At 63.5% G+C, this 14,299-nt stretch carries 16 protein-coding genes and 1 riboswitch; of the genes, 7 read left to right on the top strand and 9 right to left on the bottom strand.

Translation table 11 applies throughout. The features are described from left to right. The first annotated feature begins 346 nt into the window (after positions 1-346). The gene (locus ABMA59_RS10445; protein WP_349005284.1) at positions 347-550 is read left to right on the top strand and encodes a helix-turn-helix domain-containing protein; all 204 of its coding nucleotides are present in this window, start codon (positions 347-349) and stop codon (positions 548-550) included. Next, positions 550-762, top strand: coding sequence for a helix-turn-helix domain-containing protein (locus ABMA59_RS10440; protein ID WP_349005283.1), 213 nt, complete (start codon positions 550-552; stop codon positions 760-762). The genes ABMA59_RS10445 and ABMA59_RS10440 overlap by 1 nt, the downstream gene beginning before the upstream one ends. 102 nt (positions 763-864) lie before the next feature. Here the strand turns inward: ABMA59_RS10440 and ABMA59_RS10435 are convergent, their stop codons facing one another. After that, complete coding sequence (locus ABMA59_RS10435; RefSeq protein WP_349005282.1) at positions 865-2,142, bottom strand: phage major capsid protein; 1,278 nt, start codon at positions 2,140-2,142, stop codon at positions 865-867. A gap of 190 nt (positions 2,143-2,332) precedes the next feature. Beyond that, a complete protein-coding gene (locus tag ABMA59_RS10430; protein WP_349005281.1) occupies positions 2,333-2,740 on the bottom strand; it encodes a hypothetical protein in 408 nt (135 codons plus the stop codon). Between the two features lie 352 nt (positions 2,741-3,092). On the opposite strand from ABMA59_RS10430, the gene ABMA59_RS10425 reads away from it, so the two are divergent. Continuing rightward, on the top strand, positions 3,093-3,593 hold the full coding sequence (locus tag ABMA59_RS10425) for a hypothetical protein (protein ID WP_349005280.1): 501 nt from the start codon (positions 3,093-3,095) through the stop codon (positions 3,591-3,593). 332 nt (positions 3,594-3,925) lie between these two features. Here the strand turns inward: ABMA59_RS10425 and ABMA59_RS10420 are convergent, their stop codons facing one another. From ABMA59_RS10420 to ABMA59_RS10400, 5 genes are all read right to left on the bottom strand, one after another. Continuing rightward, a complete protein-coding gene (locus ABMA59_RS10420) occupies positions 3,926-4,861 on the bottom strand; it encodes an HlyD family secretion protein (RefSeq protein ID WP_349005279.1) in 936 nt (311 codons plus the stop codon). Continuing rightward, complete coding sequence (locus ABMA59_RS10415; protein WP_349005278.1) at positions 4,858-5,097, bottom strand: DUF3302 domain-containing protein; 240 nt, start codon at positions 5,095-5,097, stop codon at positions 4,858-4,860. Before ABMA59_RS10415 ends, ABMA59_RS10420 begins: the two co-directional genes overlap by 4 nt. Positions 5,098-5,115: 18 nt before the next feature. Then, a complete protein-coding gene (locus ABMA59_RS10410) occupies positions 5,116-5,781 on the bottom strand; it encodes a DUF1214 domain-containing protein (protein ID WP_349005277.1) in 666 nt (221 codons plus the stop codon). Positions 5,782-5,898: 117 nt separating this feature from the next. Beyond that, positions 5,899-6,909: a YihY/virulence factor BrkB family protein gene (locus ABMA59_RS10405; RefSeq protein ID WP_349005276.1), complete on the bottom strand. Its 1,011-nt coding sequence runs from the start codon at positions 6,907-6,909 to the stop codon at positions 5,899-5,901. A gap of 124 nt (positions 6,910-7,033) precedes the next feature. Next, complete coding sequence (locus ABMA59_RS10400; protein WP_349005275.1) at positions 7,034-8,146, bottom strand: 2'-deoxycytidine 5'-triphosphate deaminase; 1,113 nt, start codon at positions 8,144-8,146, stop codon at positions 7,034-7,036. 50 nt (positions 8,147-8,196) lie between these two features. Beyond that, positions 8,197-8,274, top strand: a riboswitch (SAM riboswitch). Between the two features lie 56 nt (positions 8,275-8,330). Between ABMA59_RS10400 and ABMA59_RS10395 the strand changes: the two genes are divergently transcribed. The 4 genes from ABMA59_RS10395 (at position 8,331) to ABMA59_RS10380 (ending at position 12,252) form a co-directional block, all read left to right on the top strand. Further along, positions 8,331-9,524, top strand: coding sequence for an O-succinylhomoserine sulfhydrylase (locus ABMA59_RS10395; RefSeq protein WP_349005274.1), 1,194 nt, complete (start codon positions 8,331-8,333; stop codon positions 9,522-9,524). A 94-nt stretch (positions 9,525-9,618) separates the two neighbouring features. Then, positions 9,619-11,097, top strand: a complete 1,479-nt coding sequence (locus tag ABMA59_RS10390) for a hypothetical protein (protein ID WP_349005273.1) — start codon at positions 9,619-9,621, stop codon at positions 11,095-11,097. A gap of 59 nt (positions 11,098-11,156) precedes the next feature. Continuing rightward, positions 11,157-11,549, top strand: coding sequence for a Co2+/Mg2+ efflux protein ApaG (gene apaG / locus ABMA59_RS10385; RefSeq protein ID WP_349005272.1), 393 nt, complete (start codon positions 11,157-11,159; stop codon positions 11,547-11,549). 205 nt (positions 11,550-11,754) lie between these two features. Continuing rightward, positions 11,755-12,252 carry a hypothetical protein gene (locus ABMA59_RS10380; protein WP_349005271.1) on the top strand — a complete coding sequence of 166 codons (498 nt, stop codon included), beginning with the start codon at positions 11,755-11,757 and terminating at the stop codon, positions 12,250-12,252. 33 nt (positions 12,253-12,285) lie between these two features. Here the strand turns inward: ABMA59_RS10380 and ABMA59_RS10375 are convergent, their stop codons facing one another. Then, entirely contained in the window at positions 12,286-13,275 is a 990-nt protein-coding gene (locus ABMA59_RS10375) for an Hsp33 family molecular chaperone (protein WP_349005270.1), read from the bottom strand. A gap of 104 nt (positions 13,276-13,379) precedes the next feature. Continuing rightward, positions 13,380-14,297: an ornithine carbamoyltransferase gene (gene argF / locus ABMA59_RS10370; protein WP_349005269.1), complete on the bottom strand. Its 918-nt coding sequence runs from the start codon at positions 14,295-14,297 to the stop codon at positions 13,380-13,382. Positions 14,298-14,299 lie beyond the last annotated feature (2 nt).

Genomic DNA, 14,299 nt, shown 5'->3' with positions numbered 1-14,299 from the left:
CCACAGCATGGGATCTTGTACACATCCCGGCGCGATGCCGGTGATATCCCGTTCATACCGGCTCCCGGCCATACCAGAGCCTTGTACCCGCTACCAGGGCGGGACTTCCGGAACTCCGAAGCAGCGCCGGCCCTCGCGGCCACGTTAGCCGCTACCCTCCGGACACCGATCCCTCCCCGCAAATCACCGTCATGACCGGCGTTCCCGCAGGAGCGGCTGATCTTCATGCTAACAAATTGAATTTACAGCATTTATTAATTGCCTGGAATTGTATCCCGGCGAAATTCCTAGTATCCCTATTTCTCCCCCGCTTGCGTATGTACCCTGCGCCGCGCCATAATTATGCATGCCCGCTTCGGCCGCCGCCCAAGCCCTGATCGCCGAGCGCGACCAGAAAGCGCTGCGCCTTCTTGCGGCCGGGCTTTCGCCGGCCGAGGTCCGCGAGCGCCTCGGCCTCAAGCCGCGCTACATTGAGCGGATCGTCAACCGGGCGAAGGCGGCGGCCGAGATCGGCGGCAAGGAACCGAGCCACAAGGAGGCGCACCCATAATGGCCAGACGCGATCCGCCCGCCTCGCAAGAACTCGAATTGATGATCTCCGGGTTAGTCGCCAGCGGGATCAGCCGCGCCGAGATCGCGAGGCGCGCCGGCCTGACGCGGGCGACGGTCAGCCGTTACAAAAGTGGCGAAATTCGTCGTCCCTCGGCCGATAGCTATAAGCGCGTGCAGGGCGTCTATCAGGCGATGCACGTCCGAAAGTGAGGGCCGCAGCCGCCCGCTGCTCCTTGGCGGTTTTGCCAGAGCAGCGAGCGGCCTCCCGGCAACGCGGGCGGGCGTCCGAGCTAACCCGCGCCTCCGTTTCGATCATGCCCTCCAGTCCGCGACAAAGGCAATAGCGCCGGGCCGGCGCGTGCCGAAGTCGAGAGCGGAAAGCAACCTGATTCCGACGCTTGCGGTCTGAAACAGGCTGCGAACAGGGGTCGCAACATCCGCCAGCGCGGGCGGCGCCGTAGGATCGCCCACGATAGCGGCGGGCACCGAGTCCGCATGCAAAAGCGCCTCCTCGGCCACGTCAAACGCGGGATCGCCCTCGGCGACATAGAAGGCGTCGATGTCGACCGCGACGATGCGCCCGGCAGGCAAGCTGCCGCTGGCAACGAAGCTCGAAAGCACGGCCGGCGCGACGACCGCGATGCTCTGAAGGTCGGCGGGCGAGGTCACATAAACGATGTTGCTCGCAGGGCTGATGGCGGCGGCGAGGGCGGAGAGCGTCCCGCCGAGGCGCGACGCCAGATCGGTGGCGGTGCCTGCCGCGATGGCGATCACGCCGGCCAAAAGCCCGGCCGGCCGCAGCGCGGTGGCGGGCTGGGCATCGAACAGGCAACCGTCTAGTTCGACGGTCAAGTCCTCCGCCAGTCCGGCGCGAATGACTGCCTCGATGTTCAACGGACTATGGCGGGAAAGCTCTTTCGAGAACAGGCTCATCACGCCGATCTTGTGTGGCACCGCGATGACGCCGGCCGAGAAATTCAACGCTTTCACCGGGATCGGCGCGCCTTCGCCGATCCAGATGGTTGTCTGCGAGGCTGTGTTCTGGCGGATGGGCAGGCGGATATTGCCGGCTTCATCGAAGGAAATGCGCAACCCGGCGCGGGCGGCAAGCTGACTATAGGCCGAGGCGGGCGCGAACGAGGTAATTGGCCCGAGCCTGGTATCGGCCAATTCCGCTGCCCAACCGGCAGTGGTCGTATTCGCCGGGTTTGTCGCCGTGCGGGCTTGCCAGAAAGCGCCGGGATCGCGCGCGGCGATCTTGACGTTATCCCGGCCGGGATAGAGCGCCGCAGCGACGGCATCGGTATCTGTCGTCTTGCGGGCGGCGGCGACAAACTGGACGGCGAGGCCGCGCATGATCGTCGCGGCGGGTGGCGCGGACGACCGCGAGCTGTTGGCCGCGCGATGCAAGCCCACGGTGGCAGTCTTGACCTCGGCGATGCGCCGCTCCAGCCCGTCGAGGCGCTGGTTGCGGGCCATTTCCGTGACCCGCGCCTCGGCGGCGAAGGCGCTTCTATGCTCGGAGAGAACGCCGGCAAACGCTTCGATCAGTTCGTCGCCGGAGACTGGTCCGGAAATTGGTGAGGGCATCGAAAGCCGCCTTTTCGCGATGTGCGTGTCCGGGCGGCGCTTGGGAGGATGGTCTGATGCGCTGCCGGACAGCAATTCCACGGATGCGCCACTGTATCAGAATGGGACACTCGCCGCATAGACCTCGCAGCCGCGCGCATGAAAAAAGGCCCGGACGATGCCGGGCCTGTTCTGGTCTGGATGGGTGATCCTATTGGCCGTTTTTCAAGAATGCCGGGATGTCGGCCGGCTCGACCGGCGCGGCTTTCGATGCGGCCTTTGCGGCTTTCCGCTGCGCCTCCAAGGCGACGATGCAAAGATCGCGGAATTTCGCAATGGCCTTCGGCGACGAGCTTACCACGCTGATCTGAAAGCCGCGCAAGCCTTTGAGATCGCCGGCCGCGACCAGCGCCTCGACCTCGGCCAATTTCTTGCGGAACCGGGCGTGGGTGGCGGCGGAAAAGTCCGGCGCGCTCGGCAGGACGCCGGCTGCGGCGTCGGCCTCGATCTGTGCGCGCTTTGAGAGCGGCTTCGGGGCTTTCTCGGCCTTCGGCGCGGCGGCCGGCTTCGGTGCTTTTGCAGGCTTTGGTGCCTTGGCGGTGGTGGTCTCGGTGGTCATGTAGGTCTCCTTTCCGGTTTGGACGGTCTGGAGTTGGGCGGAGACCTGAAACGGAGCAACCGCGTTCACGGCCGTTCGGAGCGGCTGCTTGCCGCAGGCATCGGGCACAGAAAGTGTCCCGAGTTCTGGACACTTTCGACCGTTGAATCTCCGGCAAATTTGCCGGAGGTTGCCGGCGCCCGGAAAGCCGTCCAGGCGGCCGTCCAGGCGCGCGCTGGCCTTAGCCGCTGTGGTAGGCCGGCCGAGGCCCGAGCGCGCGCAGGCGGGCCGCTGGGCGGGCGCAGATCGAGGCCGGCGAAATGTCCGTGGAAAAGCCTTAAGGCCGCCCGCGAATCGGCCGCCGAGAGCTACCTTGCAGACCATGGAAGCGTTCTCGCTACCCGAATTCTTGACGAAGGCGCTCGCGCTGGTCTGGTCGGCGCGCGGGCTGAATGTGATCGGCCAAGCCTGCAACATCGCCGCGCTGCTACTCCTCGCGTTCGATATTCGCCGGGTCCATGCCGACATCAGCACGAAAAAGGCTAAGGGAGTCGCCGACACCGAAAAGTGGATGTGGAAGCGGCTGGAGGCAAAGCAGATCGAGATCGCCAAGGATCAGGATGCCAGAAACTGGCAACCGCAACGGCCCCTCACGCAAGCGGAATTCCACCGCGAGGTGGGCGAGATCATCCTGTGGCATCAGAAGCAACTCGAATTGCTCGGGACAGCCATGATCTTCAACGCCATCGACGCGAAGGTATCGACTGGCAAGTCCAAGCGGGCGGTTCTGATCGCGACCGGACTAGCCGTGGCGGGTATCCTCTTTCAGATCGCGGCGCTGTTCATCGAGTCGGTCGCGCCGGCCGCGACCTGATCGCGAGGTCGAGCGCCGAACCTCTCGCGTGGCGCGATAAGTTGCCTCGGCGCATTCCGATCAGCGCCGGTCGCTGGCGGATCGCGGCCGGTAGCGCCCGGTAATTCCCGGTCATCGGGGCCGGTTTTTGGCGCGCAGGGCGGGCCGAAAAAGCGCACCCCCCCAAAATTCTTCTGTGCGGAATCTAACGTTTCCTTTGGGCGGCTGGTGTCCCCCGAATAGGCATTTTTTCCAGATAGCCCCCCCGGCTTCGATCCGATCCCCCAGGCGGCGACCTCGGGCAAGGCGCATGGTTTGCAGCCACCAAGCCCGCGCTCCGTCCGTTTGAATGCTTAGAACGGGTTGACGTAGTTCACAATTGCAGTCTGGCGAAGGACGACTTTTCGGATCACGTGGCTGGCTTTCACGTGCTCGGTGTAGATAGCCGCTAGGCCGGCGCTACCCGCAGGGAGGGTGGCTGCTATGCCGGCATCATCGAGCTTCAAGCGCACCACGAACGGTGCGGCGGCGACATTTCCCGGCGACACTGCCGTGCCGCCGACCTGTGTCTGTCCACTAGCCAATGCCTGAATTACCGTTTCGACTTTTCCCGCAAAGACCTGTCCCGGAAAGATCTTGAAGGTAACCTCGACCGGCTGTCCGGGTTCTATATAGCGCGCGTAGATCTGTGCGATCTCGGTACCGACGATGGTGTCGGCTGTGTCGATAAAGGCCATGACAGGACTTTGCGCCGTTACGCGCGCACCCTGTCGCAGCGCAAGGTTGGTCACGTAGCCATCGGCCGGTGCGCGGACCTCGGTGTTGGTCAAGTTATACTGCGCACCTTTTAGCTCTGCCCTTAACTGGTCAACCTCGGCTTGGCGCTGCTCGACATCGAACTCGCGACCGGTGCCGGTGCTGGCCAGCTTCTCCATCTGCGACAGCCGCAGCTCTGCCAGCTTCAATTGCGCATCAACGGCAGCAACCTGCGCCTCGTAGGTCGTCGGGTCGATCCGGAATAGCAGGTCGCCCTTTTTGATCGGCGTGTTTGCCGCGACTGGCACCTCCAGAACCTCGCCGGAGACTGCCGGAATAATTTGCACCGAATTTCGAATGACCGCCGTTGGACCAGAGGGCGCACCCCAACCCATGGGAATAAACAAACCCACGAGCAGGAGGAGCGCCACAACGACCGGCGATAACTTCCAGAAGGTGTTAAGCGGGATGAAGCGCAGCCAGACGAACAGGGCGAGCAGCGCGATATAGCTGTTGAGGAGAACAACGATCATTCCGGTCGCTCCCTCTTCGCCGGAAAGTCAACGTAGGCCCAGATCAAGACGAGCGGCCAGAGCACGAAGCCGAAGATCAAGGTTGCCCAGCCGCCGACCGTGACCGCCTCGGCCCAAGGGTGCCCTCGCTTCCGCGCGATATGTCCGGGCATCATGCCTAGCGCCACGAAGATCGCCACGGCTGTGGCGATCAAGACGATCAAGACGATCCATGCGAAAATGTCGATGAAGGACATTGGACGTGCCTCCAGATATTACTTCATCTCCTCGAAGTCGCCCGGCTTCCACGATCCATCAAACGCGCTCTGCTCTGGACCGTAGATGCGGAAATAGGTGAACCAGCCCTTGCCGGGGATCGTCTTGATCCAATGACTTTCCGATCCAGCCGGAGCGGAGGGACCAAAAAAGAGGTCAGCGGTTGATCCGCCAACATCTTTCAATTCGAATAGGGAGCGCAGGGCGGCGTGCCCTTGGCCGGAGTCGATCTCGGATCGGGTTTCCGCGTCGTAGACGGTGACCGACCAGAAAAGTTTTGCCGGGACCGGCTGCGGCACCGACAGCTTGTAGCTCTTGGCGCCGTCGAGATAAGCGCCTGTCTGATCGCGCGTGCCGAGCCAATAGAGCGACCCAGCGCCGGGTGAACGGCGAAACATCGCCGGCGATTCGACCTGAGCCTGATAGAACCATTTTTCGCGGGCGGTCAGGTCTTTGTAGGTCGGCGCATCGAACGTGCCATTTTCGGGACGCAGGGTCGCCCATTCCCACTGTCGATCTGGCCAAGCCATCCGATCCGCACGCCGATCAGCGAAGGACTGGACCCGCATTTGTCCATTAGCCAGAATAGGCGCCTTCTCCAGAATCCGTGTCATCCGTTCGTCGGGGGCGAATGGCTGACCTTTGATGATCCCGAGCGCCGCCAACTCGCGCGCCAGGGTTTCTTCCGATGCAGCGCAACAAGCCATTTCAAAGGCTTGGCAAGGATGGGCGGCGCCGAAAGAAACAAAATCGCAAAAAAGACTGAGAAACGATCCCCCTTCTCAGTGGTCGTCGCCTGCGGCCCTGCCGATCGTGTCGGCCATGACGGCGCCGCGTTCGCCGAGAGGCTGCGGTGCGCCCGTGGTGGAATCGCGCGCCGTCTGGTGTTCCATCTCGGCGTTGAGTTCGGCCCCGACCAACAGGATGACGACGGAAATCCATGTCCACATCATGAAACCGATGACCGCGCCCAGAGAACCGTAGGTGGCGTTATAGTTGGCGAAGTTCTGCAGGTAGAGGGAAAAGCCCCACGAGGCCACCAGCCAGACCACGGTGGCGATTGCCGCACCCGACGTGATCCACCGCCATTTGGCGCGCTCCCGGCTTGGCCCATACCTGAAGATGAGGCATATGCCGGCGCCGACCACAACCAGCAGGATCGGCCAGCGAAGCGCGCTGATCAGCAACTCGGTCCAATGGTCCAGCATCAGGAAGGCGAGGACCGCCGGCACGACGCCGACCGAGAAGATCAGCGCGATGCCGACGAACATCGCGCCGGCGGTGAACGTCAGCGAGATGAGATTGACGACGATGAACGAGCGCTTTTCACGCTCGCCATAGGCGACGTTCAGACCTTCGAACAGGCTTTTGATGCCGTTGTTGGCGCTCCAGATCGACACCGCCAGGCCGGCGACGAAACCCCAGCTCAGGGCCTCCTCGTTCTGCGCGGTCAGCGCCTTCAACTGATCGCGGATAAGCTCATAGCCGCCTGCAGGCAGCACGCCGCCCAGAAAGGCGATGTGATCGGCGATGGTTTTGGGGTCCGCCACGAAGCCATAGAGCGAGACGAAGGCGGTGAGTGCGGGAAAGAGGGCGAGCAGGAGGTAGAAGGTCGCTCCGGCCGCAATCAGGAAGATGCGGTCCTCCGATATCTCTGCGAACACCCGCCATGCGATGTCGCGCCATCCGCGCGCCGGGATTTCCAGCGGAGTCTCCGCGAGCCGACCTCGCCCCGGCTGGTGGGCCTCGATCTGCTGTTCCCGCCTGTCTTGGGCGCGCGGGTTATCGGCCATCCATCGCCTCTTTCTTTGCCGATGCGTTCGGGGCATGAGCTGCCATAGGCTTCGATCATTGCCTCACGGGCACTAGGGCTTCTGGGCACAACGTCGGACCAGCCGAGATCGATCCGTCGCCGGACTAGCGAAAATGCTTGGACAGCTTCAGGCCCTGCGCCTGGTAATTGGAGCCGAGGTCGGTGCCGTACAGCGCCCGCGGCGCGGCCAGCATGTGTTCGTAGATCAGCCGCCCGACCACCTGGCCGTGTTCGAGGATGAACGGAACTTCGTGGCTGCGCACTTCCAGCACGGCGCGGCTGCCCGTACCGCCGGCCGCGGAATGGCCGAAACCCGGATCGAAGAACCCTGCATAGTGGACGCGGAATTCGCCGACCAGCGGATCGAATGGCGTCATCTCGGCGGCGTAGAGCGGCGGGACGTGGACGGCCTCGCGGCTGACGAGGATGTAGAACTCGTCGGGATCGAGCACCAGTTCGCCGGGCTCGCCGCGACGGTAGAGCGGTTCCCAGAAATCGAACACGTCGTGGGCGGCGCGCTTGTCGACGTCGACGATGCCGGTGTGGTGTTTTCCGCGATAGCCGACCAGCCCGTTTGCGTCGCCCATCAGGTCGATCGACAGCGCGATGCCGCTGCCGGAAATGTTCGGCTCCTCCGAGGCGACCAGCGTCTCCGTATCGTGAAGCGCCTGCAGCGCGAACTCGCCGATGACGCCATTGCCGCTGCGGAAACGGATTTGCGAAAGCCGCGAGCCGGTGCGCACGACCACAGGGAACGTTCGCGGGCTGACTTCGAGGTAGAGCGGCCCCTCGTAGCCGGCGGGGATCTTGTCGAACTCCTGGCCGCGGTCGGTCATGACGCGGGTAAAAATGTCGAGCCGGCCCGTCGAACTCTTCGGATTGGCGGACGCGGCGACTTCGGCCGGAAGCTTCAGGCTTTCGAGAAGCGGCACGATATAGACACAGCCGGTCTCCAGCACAGCGCCGTGGGTGAGGTCGATCTCGTGCAGCCTCAGCCGGTCGAGCTTTTCGGAGACCAGATTTTTGCTGCCGGGCAGGAAGCTGGCGCGCACGCGGAATGCCTTGTCGCCGAGGCGCAGGTCGAGGCTGGCGGGCTGGATCTGGTCGCCGTCGAGCGGGCGCGCGGCGGCCAGCGCGCCGGACTGGAACAGGTCTGCGATCTGGTGATCCGGTAGGATGCCTTCGTTACGCACGCACGAACCCCGACTGAACAGCATTGCTTTAGCCAACCACATGATTGACGCAAGCGCACGACAGGTCTAATGGAAACTTATCCCGTGGTGATTTGGCCGGTCGGCTTGCAGCCACGTTAAACAAGTCGCTAAAGGACCGTTGGCTTGCCAAGGCCATATGGACCGGTTGCGACTTTCGCGGCCGGTTTTTTTGTTTTGGGGGTTACCCATGGCGCACGACCATCAACGCAACTGGAAGCCGGCGACCAGCCTCGTCCATGGAGGCACGCTACGCTCTGATCATGGCGAGACGTCGGAGGCGATCTATCTGACGCAGGGCTATGTCTACGAGACGGCCGAGGCGGCGGAAGCCCGCTTCAAGGGCGAGTCCCCCGGCTTCATCTATTCGCGCTACGCCAACCCCACCGTCGACATGTTCGAGAAGCGCATGTGCGCCCTGGAAGGCGCCGAGGACGCGCGGGCGACCGCCTCCGGCATGGCGGCGGTCACTTCGGCGATCCTGTGCGGCCTGCGCGCCGGCGACCATATCGTGGCGGCGCGCGCCCTGTTCGGCTCCTGCCGCTGGGTGGTCGAGACGCTGGCGCCGCGATACGGCATCGCGGCGACGCTGGTCGACGGCACGGACATCGCCAATTGGGAAAAGGCTGTACGGCCGAACACAAAACTGTTCTTCCTGGAAAGCCCGACCAATCCCACTCTGGAAGTGATCGACATCGCCGCGGTGGCAAAACTCGCCAATTCGATCGGCGCGCGGCTGGTGGTGGACAACGTCTTCGCCACGCCGCTGCAGCAGAAGCCCTTGCAACTCGGCGCCCATGTCGTCGTCTATTCGGCGACGAAACATATAGACGGGCAGGGCCGCTGTCTCGGCGGCGTCATCCTCTCCAACAAGAAGTGGATCGACGAGAATTTGCACGACTATTTCCGGCATACCGGCCCCAGCCTGTCGCCGTTCAATGCCTGGACGCTGCTGAAGGGACTTGAGACGCTGCCTATCCGCGTGCGCCAGCAGACCGAGAGCGCAGGGAAGATCGCCGATTTCCTGGCCGATCAGTCCGCAGTCGCCCGCGTCATCTATCCCGGCCGCGCCGATCATCCCCAGGCGGGCGTGGTGGCGAGGCAGATGAGCGGCGGCTCGACGCTGATCTGCCTCGAGCTCAAGGGCGGCAAGAAGGCAGCCTTCGCCTTCTCGAACGCGCTGGAGATCATCCTGATCTCCAACAATCTGGGCGACGCGAAAAGCCTGATCACCCATCCGGCCACGACCACGCACAAGAACCTGACCGACGAGGCACGCGCCGAACTGGGCATCGGGCCGGGCACAGTGCGGCTTTCGGTCGGGCTGGAGGATACGGGCGACCTGATCGAGGACATCGAGCGGGCGCTGAAGGCGGTCGCCTGACGCCAACTCGTGCCGGTGCAACGCATGGTTGGCATCGGCGGCCCTTGGGGCTAGGGTCAGTTTCGGAACCCAGCCCTTCCGACGGAGCGTCGCCTTGCGTGCCCTTCTGCCGATCCTGATCGTTGCTTTCGCCGCGCCCGCCGCCGCCCAGACCGTGGATGGTCCGGGCGCGGCGCAGTTGGGCGAGACATTGTCGCGTTATGTCGGCAAGACAGCCTTCGACAAGGGCATCGTAAAAGTTTCGGCAGACGGCGACGCCTACCGGATCGACTTTGATTTCAACCGTATCGCTAGCCTGTTTCCGCCGCAGGACATCGTCAACTATGAAGTGAAGCCTTACGGGCTGCGGGCAAAACCGCTGGCTGACGGGACATGGCAGATCGACGGCGCGCTGTCTCCCGAGGGCTGGGTCGAGATCAGCCAGCCGCCGGTGAAGCAGCGTTTCCAGTTGACGGTCAGCGACGGCAAGATGAGCGGCGTCTTCGATCCCGCGCTTGGCGCGTTCTCCAGCGCCACCGGTTCGCATTCCGGCCTCAAGCTGGTGACGGAAGCTCCGACCGGCCGCAGCGAAGCCAACTACGGCGCGGGCACCGTCACGGTGACCGGGACGAAGTCGGCAAATGGCGGCGTCGATTTCGCCTCGAAACAGGTCATGGCCGACTTCGTCCAGAGCCAGAACGTCGTCGACCCCGGCAGCAACACCAACTTCCCGATGGAAATGAAGGCCGCGTCCCTGTCGGTGGATGCAAACGGCACAGGTTATAAGTGGGGAAGCCTGCTCGACATTCTCGCCTTCGCGGTTGCCAACAATGACGAGGCAAAGGTCAAAGCCAATCAGGCCGAACTGAAATCGCTAATCCTGGCGGCGTTGCCGCTGTGGGAGCATATCGATGGAACCTATGGATTTTCCGATCTGTCGGTGACGACGCCGGTCGGCATCTTTCGGACCGGACAGGCCGGCGTTTCGGTGGCCATGGACGGCATCCGCCAGGACGGCCGGCTGGACTACGGCATAAAGCTGTCGGAGCTGGAAGTGGCCTCATTGTTTTTGCCCGCCTGGGCGCCGGCGTTGATCCCGACCGAGGTCGACCTGAATTTAAGCGGCACGAACCTGAATCTTGAAGAGCCGGCGCGAAAGATGATCGAGAACTTCGATCTCAGCCTGGATCCGCCCGTGCCGGTCGCGGTCACCGACGCGATCGAGGCGGAATTCATGGCCAATCCGCCCAGGATCGTGCTGGCGAAAAGCAAAGTCGCGAACGCCGACACCGAATTCGCCGTCGAGGGCGAGATGGTGTTTCCGGATGGCAAGCCGGTGATGAATGCGACAATCGAGGCTGCGGGTTTCGACAAGGCCGTGGCCGCGCTGCAGTCCGCCGCACCGACCGATCAGCAGGTCGCGGAACTGCTGCCGGCGCTCGCGATGGTCAAGGGTTTCGGCAAGGCGCTTCCAGACGGGCGCCTGCAATGGGCGGTCAATGTCAGGGCCGATGGCTCGGTCTTCGTCAATGACACGATGGTCAAACCGGCCGATCCGGTGCCGATGCCCGAGCCGTTGCAGACGCCGCAATGAAGGCGCCTTCCATGCCTGGCGGCAGGCCATCCGCCAGGACCGTCAAGGCGGGAGCCGGCATGTACAAAGCCATCACCCACGGCATCGAGGTCAGCGTCGAGCCGTTCTATCTCGCGGAGCGCTCCGACCCGGCCGAAAACCGCTATGTCTGGGGTTATCGCGTCACCATCGACAACCAGTCCGACGAGCATGTGAAACTTTTGTCGCGGTACTGGCACATCACCGACGGAAAAGGCCGCGTCGAGGAGGTGCGGGGACCGGGCGTGGTCGGCGAGCAGCCGGACCTCGATCCCGGCGACAGCTATCAGTACATGTCGGGCTGCCCGCTGCCGACGCCGTCCGGCATCATGGTCGGCCGCTATACGATGCAGAATGCCAGCGGTGACACCTTTGACGTCGACATACCGGCGTTCTCGCTGGATCTGCCGGACGGCCAGCGCACGGTGAATTGAGGGCGTAGTCCAAGGTCACCGTCGAACCCGCCTCGCGCCGATTGCGGCCCGCCTGCCGGCCGATCGTGCGCCTGCGGCAACTCTGAATATTTATCCAGTCGCCGGCAACTCAGTCATCGACTGCGCAAGAATATTGCCGTAGCGTAAGGGGCGATACTTCATACCTTTCATGCTTAAAGCTGCTTAAGTCAGGTAGGAGGAACCTATGCACGCAAAGATTTCAATCGGAATGACGATCGCGGTTCTAGCCGCGACGGCTGCGTTTGCACAGACGGCCACGAAATACGGCGAGGAAGCCGGGTGGGAAATCCTCGTCAAGGACGACATGGGACCAGGTTGCCTCGTCACCAAGTCAAACCCGGATGGCGCTACGCAGGTTCAGATGGGCATCGACGCACGCCAGGCCCCAAAGGGGTATATGGCGATCTATACCAAGTCGGATGCCAAGGTCAAAGCAGGGGATAAGCTGACGGTTACGTTCGAAGTCGACGGGCAGGAATTCAGCGGGCAGGCGACCGGCCAGCAGATCGGGGAGTATCGCGGAGCCTATGTCTGGGTGAACAATCCCGACTTCATCTACGACCTCGCCAAGAAGAAGTCGCTCAGGATCACGGTTCCGGGACGCGACCCGCTCGTCATGAACCTCACCGGCACTGACGCAGCCTTCAAGAAGCTGCGTGAGTGCCAGGCGGCTCAGTCGTAGCAGGCGGAATGGCATCAGTGGCGCACAGGACCCTCAAGCCTGAGTGAGGAACTCCTCAGGCTTGAACGCATAGGCCTTCGAGCAGAACTCGCAGTTCACGCGAATGATGCCGTCTTCCGTCGAATCCGTGATTTCCTCGGCAGTGAAACCGTCGAGGATGCCGCGAATGCGCTCCTCCGAGCAGGAGCAGCGGTCCTCGACCGGCGTGGCGTCGAAGACGCGCACGCCGTGCTCGTTGAACAGCCGGTAGAGCAGCCGCTCGGAGCCGACCTTCGGGTCCAGCAGTTCCTCATGCTCCACCGTCGCGACCAGCGCCAGCAGCTCCTGCCAGGCCGCGTCGGCCACTTCCTGCGGTGCGGCGAGCGGATCGTCGCCGCCAGGGAGGTCGGGCACGCGAGTGCGCTCCGTCGCCTTGGGCAGGAACTGCGCCATAAGCCCGCCGGCGCGCCAGTGCTCGTGGCTACCGCCGTTTCCCGGCAGCACGATCTTGCCCACCGACAGTTTCACGTCCGTCGGGATTTGCTCCGACTGGCGGAAATAGGTCTTCGCCGCTTCCTGCAGGTCGGTGCCGTCAAGCGGCACGATGCCCTGGTAGCGCTGCGTGTGCTCGCCCTGATCGATCGTCAGCGCCAGCACGCCATTGCCGAGCAGTTGGCCGGGCGCCGCCTCGCCGGCCGCAACCGCCTCGGCCAGCCGCTCTGCGTCGAAGCGCGCATAGGCACGCAGCGAGCGCGGCGTCGAGAAATCGGCCACCACCATGTCGACCGGCCCGTCGGTGCGGGTCTGTAGGATGAATTTCCCTTCGAACTTCAGCGACGTGCCGAGCAACACGGTGACCAGGCACGCCTCCGCCACCAGCCGCGCCACCGGCTCGGGATAGGCATGGCGGGCAAGAATCTGGTCGAGCATCGGCCCGAGTTGAACGATGCGCCCGCGCACATCCAGAGCGGCGACCTCGAAGGGCACCACGTCGTCGTCTCCGGCAAAGCCGATATCGCCAAGCCTGCGCTGCGTCTCGCTCATCGCACCAATCCTTCCGCCCCGCTTGCGGATGATTACCGCAGCGGATGTCCTAAATCACGCGTTCAGGGTGATGCGGCGGAAAATAGGGGCGAGGTGTCCCGTGTTCAAGCGCCCAGGCACCAGGCGAGCACGGCCTTCTGGGCGTGCAGCCGGTTCTCGGCCTCGTCGAACACCACCGAATGCGGCCCGTCTATGACCTCGTTGGTGACTTCCTCGCCGCGGTGCGCCGGCAGGCAGTGCATGAACAGCGCGTCCCGGTTCGCACACTTCATCAGCCGTTCGTTGACCTGGTAGGGCAGGAAAACATTGTGGCCGCGCGCGCGATGTTCCTGGCCCATCGACACCCAGCAATCAGTCACGATGCAGTCGGCGCCCTCGACCGCTTCCTCGGCATTCCTTATGAAGCTGACGCTGCCGCCATTGGCCTTGGCCCAGTCGACATATTTCTGCTGTGGTTCGCTGCCTTCGGGCACTGCGACGTTAACCTGGAAGGAAAACCGCGCCGAGGCCTCCAGCAGCGAATGCAGCACATTGTTGCCGTCGCCGACCCACGCGAAGGTCTTGCCGGCGACCGGACCGCGATGTTCCTCGAAGGTCATGATATCGGCCATGAGCTGGCAGGGATGCGTGTCGTCGGTGAGCCCGTTGATCACCGGCACGGTGGCGCTTTCGGTGAGTTCGATCAGCCGATCATGCGAGGTGGTGCGGATCATGATCGCGTCGACATAGCGCGACAGCACCTTTGCCGTGTCGGCGATGGTCTCGCTGCGGCCGAGCTGCATCTCGGTGCCGGTCAGCATGATCGTCTCGCCGCCGAGTTGCCGCATGCCGACGTCGAAGGAAACGCGGGTGCGCGTCGACGGCTTGTCGAAGATCATCGCAAGCACCTTGCCGTCCAGCGGCCGCGAGCGTTTGCCGGCCTTTATGTCGGCCTTGCGTGCGCCGGCATCGGTCAGCATGGCGCGCAGTTCGGCGGCCGGGACGGAAGACAGGTCGGTGAAATGCCTTGTGCCGTTCTGCATAC

The sequence above is a fragment of the Mesorhizobium yinganensis genome, from assembly GCF_040081985.1.
Lineage (GTDB): Bacteria > Pseudomonadota > Alphaproteobacteria > Rhizobiales > Rhizobiaceae > Kumtagia > Kumtagia yinganensis.
The sequence above is the reverse complement of the archived record's forward strand: the minus strand, read 5'-3'. Positions and strand labels throughout refer to the sequence as shown.